The organism is Xanthobacter sp. YC-JY1 (assembly GCF_021730305.1).
Lineage (GTDB): Bacteria > Pseudomonadota > Alphaproteobacteria > Rhizobiales > Xanthobacteraceae > Xanthobacter > Xanthobacter flavus.
Window position 1 is genome coordinate 1,774,926 of the sequence record NZ_CP032674.1, and the last position, 15,031, is coordinate 1,789,956.

Annotated in this window: 11 protein-coding genes; 5 read left to right on the top strand and 6 right to left on the bottom strand. The window is 68.9% G+C overall.

The features are described 5' to 3' along the window. Positions 1 to 17 precede the first annotated feature (17 nt). Complete coding sequence (locus tag D7006_RS08280; protein ID WP_237356255.1) at positions 18 to 746, bottom strand: GntR family transcriptional regulator; 729 nt, start codon at positions 744 to 746, stop codon at positions 18 to 20. Positions 747 to 887: 141 nt separating this feature from the next. Between D7006_RS08280 and D7006_RS08285 the strand changes: the two genes are divergently transcribed. From D7006_RS08285 to bktB, 5 genes are all read left to right on the top strand, one after another. Then, complete coding sequence (locus D7006_RS08285) at positions 888 to 1,916, top strand: TRAP transporter substrate-binding protein (RefSeq protein WP_237356256.1); 1,029 nt, start codon at positions 888 to 890, stop codon at positions 1,914 to 1,916. 25 nt (positions 1,917 to 1,941) lie between these two features. Next, on the top strand, positions 1,942 to 3,801 hold the full coding sequence (locus tag D7006_RS08290) for a TRAP transporter large permease subunit (RefSeq protein WP_371745106.1): 1,860 nt from the start codon (positions 1,942 to 1,944) through the stop codon (positions 3,799 to 3,801). Positions 3,802 to 3,838: 37 nt separating this feature from the next. Next, positions 3,839 to 5,401, top strand: a complete 1,563-nt coding sequence (locus tag D7006_RS08295) for a class I adenylate-forming enzyme family protein (protein ID WP_237356258.1) — start codon at positions 3,839 to 3,841, stop codon at positions 5,399 to 5,401. A 63-nt stretch (positions 5,402 to 5,464) separates the two neighbouring features. Further along, positions 5,465 to 7,177 carry a thiamine pyrophosphate-binding protein gene (locus D7006_RS08300; protein WP_237356259.1) on the top strand — a complete coding sequence of 571 codons (1,713 nt, stop codon included), beginning with the start codon at positions 5,465 to 5,467 and terminating at the stop codon, positions 7,175 to 7,177. Positions 7,178 to 7,313: 136 nt separating this feature from the next. Then, a complete protein-coding gene (bktB, locus tag D7006_RS08305) occupies positions 7,314 to 8,498 on the top strand; it encodes a beta-ketothiolase BktB (protein ID WP_237356260.1) in 1,185 nt (394 codons plus the stop codon). A gap of 62 nt (positions 8,499 to 8,560) precedes the next feature. On the opposite strand, the gene D7006_RS08310 is transcribed toward bktB, so the two are convergent. The 5 genes from D7006_RS08310 to D7006_RS08330 all read right to left on the bottom strand — a co-directional run bounded on the left by D7006_RS08310 (position 8,561) and on the right by D7006_RS08330 (position 15,020). Further along, positions 8,561 to 9,592: an Ldh family oxidoreductase gene (locus tag D7006_RS08310; RefSeq protein ID WP_237356261.1), complete on the bottom strand. Its 1,032-nt coding sequence runs from the start codon at positions 9,590 to 9,592 to the stop codon at positions 8,561 to 8,563. After that, a complete protein-coding gene (locus D7006_RS08315) occupies positions 9,589 to 11,283 on the bottom strand; it encodes a hydantoinase B/oxoprolinase family protein (RefSeq protein WP_237356262.1) in 1,695 nt (564 codons plus the stop codon). Before D7006_RS08315 ends, D7006_RS08310 begins: the two co-directional genes overlap by 4 nt. A gap of 21 nt (positions 11,284 to 11,304) precedes the next feature. Beyond that, positions 11,305 to 13,350 (bottom strand): hydantoinase/oxoprolinase family protein, encoded by a 2,046-nt coding sequence (locus D7006_RS08320; RefSeq protein ID WP_237356263.1) that lies wholly within the window; start codon positions 13,348 to 13,350, stop codon positions 11,305 to 11,307. 32 nt (positions 13,351 to 13,382) lie between these two features. Further along, positions 13,383 to 14,126, bottom strand: a complete 744-nt coding sequence (locus tag D7006_RS08325) for an aldolase/citrate lyase family protein (protein WP_237356264.1) — start codon at positions 14,124 to 14,126, stop codon at positions 13,383 to 13,385. 99 nt (positions 14,127 to 14,225) lie between these two features. Next, positions 14,226 to 15,020 (bottom strand): ABC transporter permease, encoded by a 795-nt coding sequence (locus D7006_RS08330; RefSeq protein ID WP_169121393.1) that lies wholly within the window; start codon positions 15,018 to 15,020, stop codon positions 14,226 to 14,228. Between the last annotated feature and the right edge of the window lie 11 nt (positions 15,021 to 15,031).

The window sequence follows — 15,031 nt, forward strand, 5'->3', positions numbered from 1 at the left end:
CGTCTCGCGGGGACGGCTCAGTCGGCCGCGCCCGCGCGCGGATTGAGGCGGATGCGACGGCTGGTCGAGGCACGGCTTTGCTGCTTCTGCTGGGCTTTCAGCCGCGCGACGAACACGTCCGCCGCGCGCAGGATGTGGTCGCGGCCGAGCCGCTCGGCCTTCTCCCCGTCTCCCGCGACGACCGCGGCCATGATGGCGGAGTGCTCATCCCAGATGTTGCTGGGCATGCCCACGTCCTCTCTCAGCACTTCGCCCATCACGCGGCGCAGCGCCGGCCAGTGGGGTGACGTCGTCTCATTGAGGAGCGGATTGCCGGATATCTCGCCGAGAAAGGCGTGGAAGGCGATGTCCGCCTCGATCTGTTTGTCGAGCGAGCCGCTCTTCACCGACTCAAGTCCCATCTCGATGAAGCGTGTGCCTTCCGCTTTCGCCCGGGCGCTGCCGTTGCGCGCGGCGAGGCTTGCGGCGAGCCCTTCGATGGCGGCGCGGATCTGGTAGAGGTTGCGGATGAAGTCCACGTCGAGCGGCGCGACGATCAGGCCCCTGCCTTCCGCCTCCTTCACCAGCCCCCGACTGCGCAGCAGAAGCAGCGCCTGCTGGACCGGCTGGCGCGACACGCCATAAGCGCGCGCCAGCTCGTCCTGGATCAGGCGCGAATTCGACGGGAGATCACCGCGGACGATCTCCGCGGTGATGGCCTCGACAACCTGGTCGACAAGGCTGGGCTGGCTGGCAAGCGCGCGCATCTGTCCCCTCTCTGAGCCCCAAATATACCCCCTGCCGGCCGCGTCTGGATAGGGCTTGCATTTGATTTTCGAATTCGTATTCTGAATTCGAATTCAGACTGGACATTCAGTCCGGCACGCCTGCCCCGGGAGAAACGCCAGATGACCACCTTCAATCGACGCTCGTTCCTTCAGTTCACTGCCGCCTGCGGCGCTGCCATGGGCGGTGTCTCGCTCACGGCGCCGGCCGTGTTCGCCAAGCCCGAGCCGCTGAAGCTGAAGTTCGGCAACGACCTGCCGGACAGCCATTCCGTGAACGTGCGCCTGCGCGAGGCCATCGCCGCCATCTCGGCGGAAACCGGCGGCGCGCTCGACATCTCGCTGTTCCCCAACAATCAGCTGGGCAGCGATCCGGACATGATGAGCCAGCTGCGCTCCGGCGCCCTTGAGCTCGCGACCATGCCGGGCACCGTGCTCTCCACCATCCTGCCCATCACGGCCCTCACCGGCGTGGGCTTCGCCTTCACCAGCTATGACAAGGTGTGGGCGGCCATGGACGGGGCAGTGGGCGACCTCATCCGCTCCAACCTCGTGAAGGCCAACCTCGTCGGCTTCGACAAGGTGTGGGACAACGGCTTCCGCCAGATCACCAGCTCCACCCGGCCGATCCGGGAGCCGGGCGACCTCGCCGGATTCAAGATCCGCGTGCCGCTGGTTCCGCTGTGGGTCTCCATGTTCTCGGCCTTCGGCGCATCGCCGGTATCGATCCCGCTCGCCGAAGCCTATTCGGCGCTCCAGACGAAGATCGCCGATGGGCAGGAAAACCCGCTGGCGCTCATCTACACCGCCAAGTTCTTCGAGGTGCAGAAGTATTGCTCGCTCACCAACCATGCGTGGGACGGCTTCTGGCTGCTGGCCAGCGGCAAGGTCTGGAAGAGTGTGCCGGATGACCTGAAGCAGGTGATGGCAAAGCACTTCAACGCCGCCGCCATCAAGCAGCGGTCGGATATCGTGAAGGCCAACCAGACCCTGCAGGCCGATCTCGAGGCGAAGGGCCTCGTCTTCAACACCACCAATGCCGAAGTCTTCCAGCAGGCGCTCGCCAAGACGTCCTTCTACAAGGATGCCCGCGCCAAGTTCGGCGACGAAGCCTGGAACCTGCTTCAGAAATTCGCCGGCCCCGTCGGTTGAACGGGAGGCCGACGTGCAGCTCGAGATGGGCATCGCCCCCGCACGGGCCGTTGCCGCGACCGGAATTCCGGCGCGCATCGGCACCTTGATCCGCAACGTGACGGGGGCCGCCGTGGCGGTCCTCGTCGTGGCCGAAATTCTCGTGCTGTTCGCCGGCGTTCTTGCGCGCTACGTGTTCCACGCGCCGCTGATCTGGTCGGACGAGCTGGCGAGCATCCTGTTCCTGTGGCTCGCCATGCTCGGGGCCGTCGTCGCGTTCGAGCGCGGCGAGCATATGAGGATGAGCGCCTTCGTGGGCGGCCTGCGCCAGCCGTTCCGTGGCTTCTTCGATGCGCTGGCCATCGCGGTTCCGCTGCTCTTCCTCTCGCTGGCCCTCGGCGCGGCCTACGAGTTCGCGGTGGACGAGATCATCGTCTCGACCCCCGCCCTCGACATCTCCGCCGGCTGGCGCGTGGCGGCGCTGCCCGTGGGCTTCGCGCTCATGCTGGTTCTGGCGGTGCTGCGCCTCATCGAACGGACGGATTGGCGGGTGACGCTCGCCGCCGTGGCGCTCGTGGTGGTGGCGGCGGCGGTCTTCGCCGCTTTGCGCCCCTCCTTCACCGGTCTCGGCAACCTCAACCTGCTCATCTTCTTCGTGGGACTGGTGGGGGCGATGGTTCTGGCCGGCATTCCCATCGCGTTTGCCTTCGCCACGGCCACCTTCGGCTACATCGCGCTCACCACGCGCCTGCCGCATTCGGTGGTGATCGGACGGATGGACGAGGGCATGAGCCACTTCGTCCTGCTCTCGGTGCCGCTGTTCGTCTTCCTCGGCGTGCTCATCGAGATGACCGGGATGGCGCGGGCCATGCTGGCCTTCCTTGCCAGCCTGCTCGGCCATGTGCGCGGCGGACTGCAATATGTGCTGGTCGGGGCGATGTATCTCGTCTCCGGCATCTCCGGCTCCAAGGCCGCGGACATGGCCGCCATCGCCCCCGTGCTGCTGCCCGAGATGGAGAAGCGCGGGGCGGATCGCGGCGAGCTGCTCGCCCTGCTCGCCGCCACCGGCGCGCAGACAGAGACCATTCCGCCCTCCCTGGTGCTGATCACCATCGGCTCGGTCACCGGCGTTTCCATCGCTGCGCTGTTCGCGGGCGGCCTCATGCCGGCTTTGGTGGTGGGCGCGCTGCTGTGCTGCGTGGTGTGGCTGCGCAGCCGCAAGGATGACCTCTCCGGCGTGCGCCGGGCGAGCTTCGGCGAGATCGCGAAGGCGCTCGTGGTGGCGCTGCCGGCGATCGCGCTGCCGTTCATCATCCGGGCGGCGGTGATCGAGGGCGTCGCCACCGCCACGGAGGTGTCCACCATCGGCATCGCCTACGCGCTGCTGGCCGGGCTCCTCATCTATCGCCGGTTCGACTGGCGGCGGCTCTATCCCATGCTGGTGGATACGGCGGCACTTTCGGGGGCGATCCTCCTCATCATCGGCGCCGCCACGGCCATGGCCTGGGCGCTCACCCAGTCCGGCTTCTCCGCTGCGCTGGCCCACATGATGACGAGCCTGCCGGGCGGTGCCGTGGGCTTCATGTTGGTGTCCCTCGTCGCCTTCATCGTGCTCGGCAGCCTGCTGGAAGGCATTCCGGCCATCGTGCTCTTCGGGCCGCTCCTGTTTCCCATCGCCCGGCAGGTGGGGGTGAACGAGGTGCACTATTCCATGGTGGTGATCCTCGCCATGGGCATTGGCCTCTTCGCCCCGCCGTTCGGCGTCGGCTACTACGCGGCCTCCGCCATCAGCCGCATCCGGCCGGACGAGGGCATGCGGCCCATGATCGGGTACATCGCGGCGCTCTTCATCGGCACGCTCATCGTCGCCGCCGTGCCGTGGATCTCAACCGGCTTCATCCGTTGATCGCGCGGCCCCGAGCGCCGCATTCGGAGATCGCATCATGACTGACGTGCTGAATTTCGGGCAGATGCTCGCCGCCCACGCGCGCCTATCTCCCGAGCGGATCGGTGCCCGCGACCTGGAGCGGGAGATGAGCTTCGCGCTGTGGAATGTGCGGGCGTGCCGCCTCGCCAACGCCCTGCTCGGGCTCGGCCTCGTCAAGGGCGACCGGGTCGCGGTGCTCGCCTACAACTGCATCGAGTGGGTGGAGATCTACGCCGCCACGGCCAAGGCCGGCCTGGTGGCGGTGCCCATCAACTTCCGCCTCACCGGACGGGAAGTGCGCTTCATCGCCGAGAATGCCGACGTCGCCGCCCTCATCGTGCAGGATGCGCTGGCGGGCGTGGTGGAAGAGGTGCGCGCCGACCTGCCCATCGGCGACGAACGCATCATTCATTTCGGCTCTCGGCCGGCACCTGCGGGCTTTCGCGACTACGAGGCGCTGCTCGCCGCCGCCTCGGCGCGCGAACCCGGGCAGGTGGTGCTGGAGCATGATCCCTGGACGCTCATGTACACGTCCGGCACCACCGGCAACCCGAAGGGGGCCATCCGCAGCCATCGCGGCAGCGCGCTGCTCGCGCTCACCACCGAGATCGAGCTGGGCATCCACCGCAAGGACGGCGCCCTGCTGGTGATGCCCATGTGCCATGCCAACTCGCTCTATTTCTTCGGCGCCTTCGCCTATTGCGGCGGCACAATCAACATCTACTCGCGAGCGAACTTCGATCCCGAGCATTGCGTACGCACCTTGGCGGAAAGCGGCGCGAGTTTCACGTCGCTGGTGCCCACCCATTACGTGCTGATGCTCGGCTTGTCCGGTGCCGAGCGGGCGCGCTACGACCTCGGCTCGGTGACCAAGCTCATGGTCTCGTCAGCCCCCGCGCGGCCGGACACCAAGCGCGCGGTGATGGAGATGTTTCCCAATTCCGGCCTGTTCGAGCTTTACGGCGCGACAGAGACCGGCTGGGTGACTTTCCTGCATCCCCATGAGCAGTTCTCCAAGCTCGGCTCGGTGGGGCGCGAATGCATCGGCTCGGCGCCGATCCGCCTCCTGGACGAGGACGGCAACGAGGTGCCGGACGGCAGCGTCGGCGAACTCTTCTCGCGCACGCCCTACACCTTCGACGGCTACTGGCGGCTGCCGGAAAAGACCCGCGAGGCCTTCCGCGGCGACTATTGCTCTGTGGGCGACATGGCGCGGCGAGATGCGGACGGATACATCCATCTCGTCGACCGCAAGAGCAACATGATCATCTCCGGCGGGGAGAACGTCTATCCCTCCGAGGTGGAGCAGGTGCTCGCGGCTCATCCACAGGTGCGCGACGTGGCGGTCATCGGCGTGCCGGACGGCAAATGGGGCGAGCGCGTCCACGCCGTCATCGTCACCGAGAACGGCGCCTCGCTCTCCGAGGCGGCGCTCGCGGAATGGGCGAAGGATGGGCTCGCCGGCTACAAGCGCCCGCGCTCCTTCGATTTTGTCCGTCACGAGGACATTCCCCGCAACGCCACCGGCAAGATCCTCTATCGCGAGCTGAAGACCCGCTTCGCCCGCGAGAAGGTCTGACCCCCAAGGTTCGCCGCATCAGAACAGCGCCGCGCTGCTGCGCAGGCGCCAGGGAGAACGTCCATGAAGGTCTCTGCCGACAGCGTCGCCGCCATGGTGGCTAAGGTGTTGAAGCAACGCGGCGTGAAGCGCGTGTTTGCCCTGTGCGGCGGGCACATCATGCCGCTGTGGATGCGTCTCGACGCCGAGGGCATCGCCATCATCGATGTCCGCGACGAGCGTGCGGCGGTGCATATGGCGCAGGCACACGCGGAGCTGACGGGCGACCTCGGCGTCGCCCTTGTGACGGCCGGGCCGGGCGTGACCAATGCCATCACCGGCATCGCCAATGCCAATGTCTCGCGGGCGCCGGTCCTGATCCTGTCCGGCGCCTCGCCCCGTCCGCAGGAGAACCGCGGCGGCCTTCAGGACATGGACCAGAGCCAGCTGCTGCGCCCCATCACCCGTTATGCCCGCACCGTGCGCGAGCCCTCCCTGGCGCTTGCCGAGCTGGACGAGGCGATCTCGTGTGCGCTGGGCGAAGGCGTCGTGCCCGGGCCGGCCTTCATCGATTTCCCGGTGGACACCCTGCGCGCTCCTGTCCCCGAGGCGCTCCAGATGGCGGAGCATATGACCGCCAAGCCGCGCGTGCGCGCGCTGCCTGACCCGGACCGTGTCGCCGGGGCGGTGGATCTCCTGTGGAGCGCGCGGCGCGTTCTCGTCATCTCCGGCCGCGGTGCGCGGCAGGCGGGGCCCGAACTTTCCGCATTCCTCGATCGGCTCGGCGCCATCTATCTCGACACCGGCGAGAGCCGCGGCGTAATCCCCGATGACCACCCCGCCGTGGTCGGCGCCATGCGCGGCGCGGCCATGGGCGATGCGGACGTGGTGCTGACCGTGGGGCGCAAGCTTGATTTCCAGCTCGGCTTCGGTTCGCCCGCCGTGTTCGGTGCCGCGCAGTTCGTGCGCATCAGCGATGCCGCCGCCGAGGTGCGCGACAACCGGCGCGGGGCGGTGGAGATCGTCGCGGACGTGGCGGCGACCCTCGGCGCCATGGTCGAGGCCGCCGGCAATCGCGCGTCCGCCATCGATCCGGACTGGGCGGGCAAGCTGCGCGACGGGCACCGGGCGCGTGCGGCGAAGCTGCGCCAGTCCATGGCTGCCGCCCCCGCCGGCGCTGACGGCCGGCTCCACCCCAATCGCCTGCTCGCCGCCTTGCAGGACGCGGTCGGCCGTGATGCGGTGGTCATCAATGACGGCGGCGATTTCCTCGCCTTCGGGCGCGTCGGCCTCAGCGCCGATGCGATGCTCGATCCCGGGCCGTTCGGCTGCATCGGCGTGGGGGTGCCCTACGGCATCGCCGCCAGCCTCGAATATCCCGACAAGCCGGTGCTGGTGGCCACCGGCGATGGCGCCTTCGGCTTCAATGCCATCGAGATCGACACGGCGGTGCGCCACAAGGCGCCGGTGCTCATTGTCGTCGCCAATAACGGGGCGTGGCAGATCGAGGTTCATGACCAGGAGGAGACCCATGGCAAGGTGGTGGGCACGCGCCTCCAGCATTCCGATCATGCCATGATGGCGCGGGCCTTCGGCATGCATGCCGAGCGCGTGGAGCGCGAAGAGGACCTAGCCCCCGCCATCGCCCGCGCGCTGGCCAACCGGCCGGCGCTGCTGGATGTGGTCGTCACGTCGGACGCGGTGTCCTCCGATGGCAAGTCGGGCCTCGCCTGGGTGCCCGATCTCCAGCCGCTCGCGGCCTGGGACGAGGCCGAGCGGGCATGGCGGCAGGGCTGAACCCCGGGCACGTCTCGCCGCTCACCGCAGGGCGGCGGCATCGCCAGTATGGCGCTCTGTCGTCATTGTAGGCCGGCTTCCAATTCGCTGATATTTCGATTCCGTATCGAATGACCGCACACCGAAGGACGTTCCCATGAGTGGCGCCGAAGTCTTTTTCGTTTCAGCAGCGCGTACGGCCATCGGCGATTTCGGGGGAAGTCTGAAGGACGTGCCGGCAACGACGCTCGGCGCGCACGCGGCCCGCGCCGCCATCTCCCGGTCCGGCCTTGCGGCCGAGGAGATCGGTCAGAGCGTGGTCGGCAATGTCATCCATGGCGAGCCGCGCGACATGTACATCTCCCGCGTCGTGGCCATGGAGGCGGGCGTGCCGAAGGAGGCGCCGGCGCTCACGGTGAACCGTCTGTGCGGCTCCGGCCTCCAGGCGATCCTCACCGCCGCCCATGGGATCATGCTTGGCGATGCGGAGACCGCGCTCGCGGGCGGTACCGAGAGCATGAGCCGTGCCGGCTACCTGCTGCCCGGCGCCCGCTGGGGGCAGCGCATGGGCAATGCGCAGGCAGCGGACATGATGGTGGGTGTGCTGACCGATCCGTTCGGCCACGGCCACATGGGCGTGACCGCGGAGACCGTGTCGCAGCGCTACGATGTCAGCCGGGAGGCCCAGGACGCCGCTGCGCTCGAAAGCCACCGGCGGGCCGCGCACGCCATCTCGGCGGGATACTTCAAGGACGAGATCGCCCCCTTCGAGCTCTCCGGCCGGAAGGGCACCGTCATTTTCGACACGGATGAGCATGTCCGGCGCGAGGCGAGCCTTGAGGATTTCGCGCGGCTGCGCCCGGTCTTCGCCAAGGGCGGAACCGTCACCGCCGGCAATTCATCGGGCATCAATGACGGCGCGGGCGCAGTCGTCCTCGCCTCGCGGGAGGCGGTCGCCAAGCGCGGCCTGACGCCGCTGGCGCGCCTCGTCTCCTGGGGGCTCGCGGGCGTCGATCCCGCGGAAATGGGTATGGGCCCGGTGCCGGCCGTGCGCACAGCCCTCGCCCGCGCGGGCATTGGCGTGGACGACCTCGACGTGATCGAGTCCAACGAGGCTTTCGCCGCTCAGTCCTGCGCGGTCGGAGCGGCGCTCGGTTTCGACCCGGCCAAGGTCAATCCCAATGGCGGGGCGATCGCACTCGGCCATCCCGTGGGGGCGACCGGGGCCATCCTGACCGTCAAGATCCTCCATGAGCTCAAGCGCATCGGCGGCAAGTACGGGCTTGTCACCATGTGCATCGGCGGCGGGCAGGGCATCGCCATGGTGGTCGAGGCGGCCTGAGGCACCCTCGACGTCCTTGCGCGTGTGGGCGGGGCAATGACGCGCGCCCACACGCTCTTCCCTCAGGCTCCGGCCGCGATGGCGTCGAGCCGGTCTTTCAAGGCCGCCGGAATGCTCACCCCCGCTTCCGCCGTCAGCCGGCGGGCCGCGGCGCGGCGGGTCCCGGGGAGGCGCGCGCCCTCCTGCTCCACGATGGCCGCGAACAGGTGCGCCAGCCGCGCCGCCGCGTCGGGCCCGGCCAGCGGGCCGGGATCCACCGCGATGAAGAACTGCCCGGTGCGCGGCGAGCCGCCGGCATTGTCGGCGAAGGAGGAGGCGTCGATGGAGAGGTTCGCCCCCGTGATCCAGGCCGCGAACAGCTCCACGATCAGCGCCAGCCCCGCGCCCTTGTGACCGCCGGAGGGCACCATGGTGCCCCCGTCGAGAGCGGCGGCGGGATCGTCCGTGGGCTGGCCGTTGCGGTCGAGCGCCCAGCCGAGGGGGATCGTCTGGCCCCGCTGCTGGTGCACCACGATCTCGCTCTTGGCGATGACGCTGGAGGACTGGTCGAGCACCAGCGGGTCTTCACCGGCGCGGGGCACCGCGAAGGCGACGGGATTGGTGCCGAACACCGGCCGCGTGCCGCCCACCGGGGCGATGGAGGCCGGGGCATTCACGAAGCCCAGCGCCATCAGGCCGGCCCTGGCGATGCGCTCCACATGGTAGCCCACGACACCGCAATTGTAGGAGTTGGTCACCGCCAGCGCCGCGATGCCCTGCGCCTTCGCGGCCGCGACCAAGGCCGGGAGCCCGAGATCGATGGCGGGATGGGCGAAGCCGTCTTGTGCATCCACACGCACGAGGCCGGGCCGCGGGCGGGTCAGGTCCGGCGCGGCATGGCCATCGATCTTCTTGACCTTGGCATGGGCGCAGTAGGTGGGCAGGCGCGCAAGGCCGTGGCTGTGCACGCCCTCGGCCTCTGCGGCCACCACCGACGCGGTGACCGAGAGGGCGTTGGCCGGGCTGACGCCGCAGGCGATCAGCGCCCGGAAGGTCAGATCCTCCACCTGCTTGAGGCTGAGGCTGGCGATGGGCACGGAAGGTTTGGCGCTCACGCCGCCTCTCCCTTTTCCGCCTCGCTGGCGTAGCCATACAGGGTGCGGGCGGCTTCCTCCGTCACGAGGCCTTCGGCGATGTCCTCGGCGAGGCGCGCCGGATCGCGGTCCGCCGGGTTGCCGAAGCCGCCACCGCCGGAGGTCTTGATGGTCACCGTGTCGCCGGCCTGCAGCGGAATGCCCGAGACCTTGGAATTGAGGCTCACGGCTGAGCCGTCCGCCCGCGTGACGGTGGTGGAGGAGAGGGAGCCGGGCTTTCCGCCCTTGATGCCGTAGGGCGGGAAGCGGAAGCGTTCGAAATTGGTGGAGAGGGAGCCCTCCGGCGCCTCAAGCCGGAACTCGCGCACGAGGCCGAGCCCGCCGCGGTTCTCGCCCGCGCCGCCGCTGTCCGGCAGGAGGCCGTAGCGGGTGAAGACCACGGGATACTTCGCCTCCACCATCTCGATGGGCGCGTTGGTGTTGTTGTGGAGCCCGCAGGACAAAGCGCTCGCGCCATCTCCGCCCGCATGGCCGCCCCAGCCGCCCACCTCGATGTCGAAATAGACCTGCCGCTTGGCATTCGGCCGTACCAGCGAGACCGCATAGACGTAGGAGATGGCGTAATAGGCCGCCGGAATGCGCTCCGGCGCGATCTGGGCGAGGGCCCCGAACACGGCGGTGGCGATGCGGTGGTTCACCACCATGCGCCCGGCGACGGGGGCGGGGAATTGCGCGTTCACCACGCTGCCTTCGGGCAGGACGACACTCACCGGCCGGTAGCAGCCGGAATTGGCGGGGATGTCCGAGCCCAGGGCGGCGAGCAGCGCGTAATAGACCGCCGAGCAGGTCATGGCCGGCGTGTTGTTCACCGGGCCGCGCACCTGCGGGCTGGAGCCGGCGAAATCGAGGGTGATGGACTCCCCCGCCTTGGTGATCGTCACCTCAAGGCGAATGGGCTCCTCCGACTGACCGTCATCGTCCACCGTCTCCACGAAGGAGGCGGTGCCGTCCGGCAGCGCGGCGATGGCCGCGCGCATCATGCGCTCGGAGCCATCGAGGATGGCGGACATGGCGGCGGAGAGCGTCTCGCTGCCATATTTTAGGGCGATGCGTGCCACCGCCTTGGCGCCGATGCCCAGCGCCGCGATCTGGGCATTGAGGTCGCCGCGCGTCTCCTCCGCCTGGCGCACATTGTAGAGCAGCATCTCGAACACGCCGGTGTTGAGCGTGCCCTTCTCCACGAGGCGCAGCGGGGGAATGCGGATGCCTTCGTGGAAGATTTCGGTGGCCGCCGCGTAGTAGGAGCCGGCCGCGCCGCCGCCCACGTCCACATGGTGGCAGAGCGTGCCGACGATGGCGACGCGCTTGCCGTCCACGAACACCGGGCGGAAGGTCTGGATATCCGGCAGATGCTGTCCGCCGGCATAGGGATCGTTGGTGACGATGACGTCGCCCTCGGACCAGGCCTCCAGCGGAATGTGGGCCTCCAGAATCCGCTTCAGGCAGTCGGACATGGAATTCAGATGCACCGGGATGCGGGCCGACTGGGCGATGTTGCGGCCCTCGGCATCGAACACGGCGGTGGAGAAATCGAGGATCTCGCGCACCACGGTGGAGCGGCTGGTGCGCCAGATGGTGAGGCTCATTTCCTCGGAGGCGGCGACCAGCGCATTGCGGATCACCTCGAGGCGGACGGGATCGATGGGTGTCATGACGTGAAGGTCCTCAAGGTGTCAGTGGCGCTGGGTGCGCTCGGCCACGAGCGCGCCGGTGGCATGGGAGCGGATGGTCCAGCCGGCGGGCAAGTAGGTGGCGGTGTAGACCTCCTCCACCACGGCGGGGCCGGCGATGCTCTCGGCGGTCACCGCCTCGCGGGCCACCACGCGGGTGTCCACGAACCCGCCCCGGCCATAGACGGAGCGGGACTTGTCTGCGGCGGCGACGCCCGCCACGGCCGGAGCCGGCGTGGGCTTGGCGAGTCGGCCGATGGCGGACAGGCGCAGCGCCACCACCTCCACCGGCACGGCGGGCTCGTCATAGGAGAAGCGCTGGCGGTGCAGCGCGTGGAAGGCGGCGGCGGCGCGGGCGATTCCCTGCGCGGAGAAGTCGGCCTCGTCCAGCGGCACGCGCAGGTCGAAAGCCTGGCCCTGGTAGCGCAGGTCCAGCGCCCATTCGAAGCCGCGATTTCCGGCTGCGACGCCATCTTCCGCCAAGAGCCGGTCGCCATCCTGCGCCAGCTGGACGGCGCGCTGGGCGAGGCTGTCGCCGAGGTCCGCCAGAAGCCCGATCTGGGTGGAAGAGAGGTCGTGGGTGATGTCCGACCACAGGATGCCCCAGGCCGACAGGGTGGAGGCGTGGGCAGGGAAGATCACCTTGTTCATGCCCAGCTCCTCGGCCACCTCGCAGGCATGGACGCCACCGGCGCCGCCGAAGGAGAGAAGGGCGAAATCCTCCGGGTCCATGCCCTTCTCGAACAGGGACAGGCGGATGGCGGTGGCGAGGCTGGAATTGGTGACGGCGATGACGCCCGCCGCCGTCTCCTCGGCCGAGAGCTTCAGCTTGCCGGACACCTCGTCCGCCGCCCGCGCGGCTGCGGCGCGATCAAGGCCCATGCCGCCGCCCATGAAGCTCGATCCGTCGAGCCGGCCGAGCAGCAGGTTGGCGTCGGTGACGGTGAGGCGCTTCCCGCCGCGCCCGTAGCAGGCCGGGCCGGGCTCGGCGCCCGCGCTGTGGGGTCCGATGCGCAGGCGTCCGCCGTCATCCACCCAGGCGATGGAGCCGCCGCCGGCGCCGATAGTGCGCATCTCGATCATGGGCAGGCGCACGGGCAGGCCGTCCACTTCGCCTTCATTGACCATGGAGACGTTGCCCTCGTGGACCACGGACACGTCGAAGCTGGTGCCGCCCATGTCCACGGCGACGAGGTTCGGTTCGTCGAGCGCCACCGACAGGCGCTTGGCCGCGGCCGCGCCGCCGGAGGGGCCGGACAGCAGCAGCCGCGCCGGCTCGCGTCCGGCCTTCGCAAGGCCCGCCACGCCGCCGTTGGACTGGACGAGATAGACCTGCGTCTGCGGCACCTCTTCCTTCAGCTTGCCGGCGAGGCGATCGGTGTAGGTCTTCACCACCGGCACCAGCAGCGCGTTCAGCGTGGTGGTGGACATGCGCTCGTATTCGCGCAGCTCGGGGGAGATGTCGGAGGAGAGCGAAATCTCGATGCCCGGCAGGAGGTCGCGCAGGATAGCGCCGGCCTGCTGCTCGTGGACGGGATTGGCATAGGCGTTGAGGAAGCAGACGGCGACCGACTTCACGCCGGCCTGGTTCAGCTGGCCGGCCAGCGCCTTCACCTCGGCCGGGTCGAGGGCGGTGATGATGCGGCCGTCGGCGCCGATGCGCTCGTTGAGGCCGTAGCAGAAGCGGCGCTTCACCAGCGCCGGCTGGGGCGAGGCGGTGATGGCATAGACATCGGTGCGGCCGTGGCGGCCGATCTGCATCACGTCCTCGAAGCCGGCGGTGGTCACCACCGCGCCGAGGGGGAGCTTGCGCTCCAGCACCGCATTGGTGGCGATGGTGGTGCCGTGCAGCAGGTATTGCACCTCATCCAGGGAGAAGCCGAAGCGCTGGCTTGCCTGCTTGATGCCGGTGAGCAGGCCGATGGACGGATCGGACGGCGTGCTCGGCGTCTTCATCTGGTGGATCTCGCCGGTGCGCCCGTCGAGGATCTCGATGTCGGTGAAGGTGCCGCCGATGTCCACGGCGATACGGATGGAAGGGGTGCTCATGGGGTCACTCGATGTCTTGATGAAGGGGCGGGTCAGATGAGGCCTTCGGCGGAGAGGCCATCCACCAGGGACGCGAAGGCGGCGCGCACCATGTAGAACTGCGCGCCCACCACGGTGACGGACACGTCGTGCGCCTTGGCGAAGGCGCGCTCCGGCTGGGTCCAGCAGGGCATCACCCAGGGCTTGCCGGCCGCCTTCGCGGCAGCGGCGATGCGGGCGATGTCGGCCTTGTCGGCGTCGGAGAAGGTGTAGCGCTCGTTGCCCGCGGCCATCGCGAGGTCGGTGGGGCCGGCGAACAGGCCGTCCACCGTTGGCAGGGCCGCGATGGCCTCCACGTCGGCGAGGGATTCCCGGCTCTCGATCATCGGCCAGCACTTGACCCGGGCGTTCTCGTCCGAAGCGTAGGTGGGCGAGGCGGGGCCGTACATCACCGTGCGGCCACCGGCGTAGGAGCGCACCCCGAGCGGGGGATATTTGGCGGCGCCCGTCACCTGCCGCGCATGGTCCACGCTGCCGATGTGGGGAATGATGACCGCATCGGCGCCGAAATCGAGCGCCTGCTGGATCGGCTCGGTGAGCGGGCCGAGCACTTTGGCGTAGACCTTGATGCCCAGCGCCCGGCAGAACGGGATCACCCGGTCGAGGTCGTCGAGGTTGAAGGTGCCGTGCTCGATGTCGAGCACCACGGCGGTGAAGCCGGCATCCCGCGCGATCTCGATGTGCGGGAACACCGGGGCGGTGAGCCAGAAGGCGAAGGAGGCGAGGGAGGAGGTCACGTCAGGGCTCCGAGCGTCAGGCAAGGCTCTCCCGTTCCCGCGCAAGGCGGGTCGGCGGCAAAGCGGTGGGAAGGGGCCGGCGTCAGCCGCCGGCCGATGTCATTTCACGAAGGTCCGGGTGAGGCCGGCGGTGCGGTCCACGACCAGCACGACGGCGAGGGTCAGCACCACGAGCAGCACCGAGATGGCGGCCGCCATGGGGTCCGCCTGCTGATCCACGTGGTTGTACATGGCCACCGGCAGCGTCTGCAGGCGCGGTCCGGTCATGAACAGGGAGAGCACCACCTCGTCGAAGGAAACGAGGAAGCACAGCGCCGTAGTGGAGACGAGCCCCGAGCGCATCATGGGCAGGGTAACGCGGAAGAAGACGGTGAGCGGCCGCGCGCCGAGCATTCCGGCCGCCTCCTCCACCGTGAGCGGCAGGTTGGCCAGCGCCGTGGAGAGCACCCGCACCGCATAGGGCAGCGTGACGATCAGATGGGCGGCCACCAGCCCCTGGAAGGAGCCGATGAGGCCCATGGGCGCGAACACCAGCAGCAGGGCGAGGCCGAGCACGATGGTGGGCAGCAGGAGCGGCGCCGAGAACAGATTGGAGAGGGCTTCCGCGCCCGGCGGCTTGAGGCGCACCAGCGCATAGGCCGCCGGCAGGCCGATGCCGAGCGACAGCACGGTGACCACGAAGGCCAGCGCGAGGCTGATCCAGAAGGCGTTCATCATCACCGAATTGGCGAAGATGGCGCCATACCACTTCACGCTCCAGCTGGAGGGCGGGAAGGCCATGAAGTCGTCGCCGCTGAAGGAGATGGGCAGCACCACCAGCAGCGGCGCCAGCAGGAACAGGAACATCAGTCCGGCGGCGATCTTCAGGGCCGGGGAGACGGGGCGTTCGTCCATGTCTCTCCTCC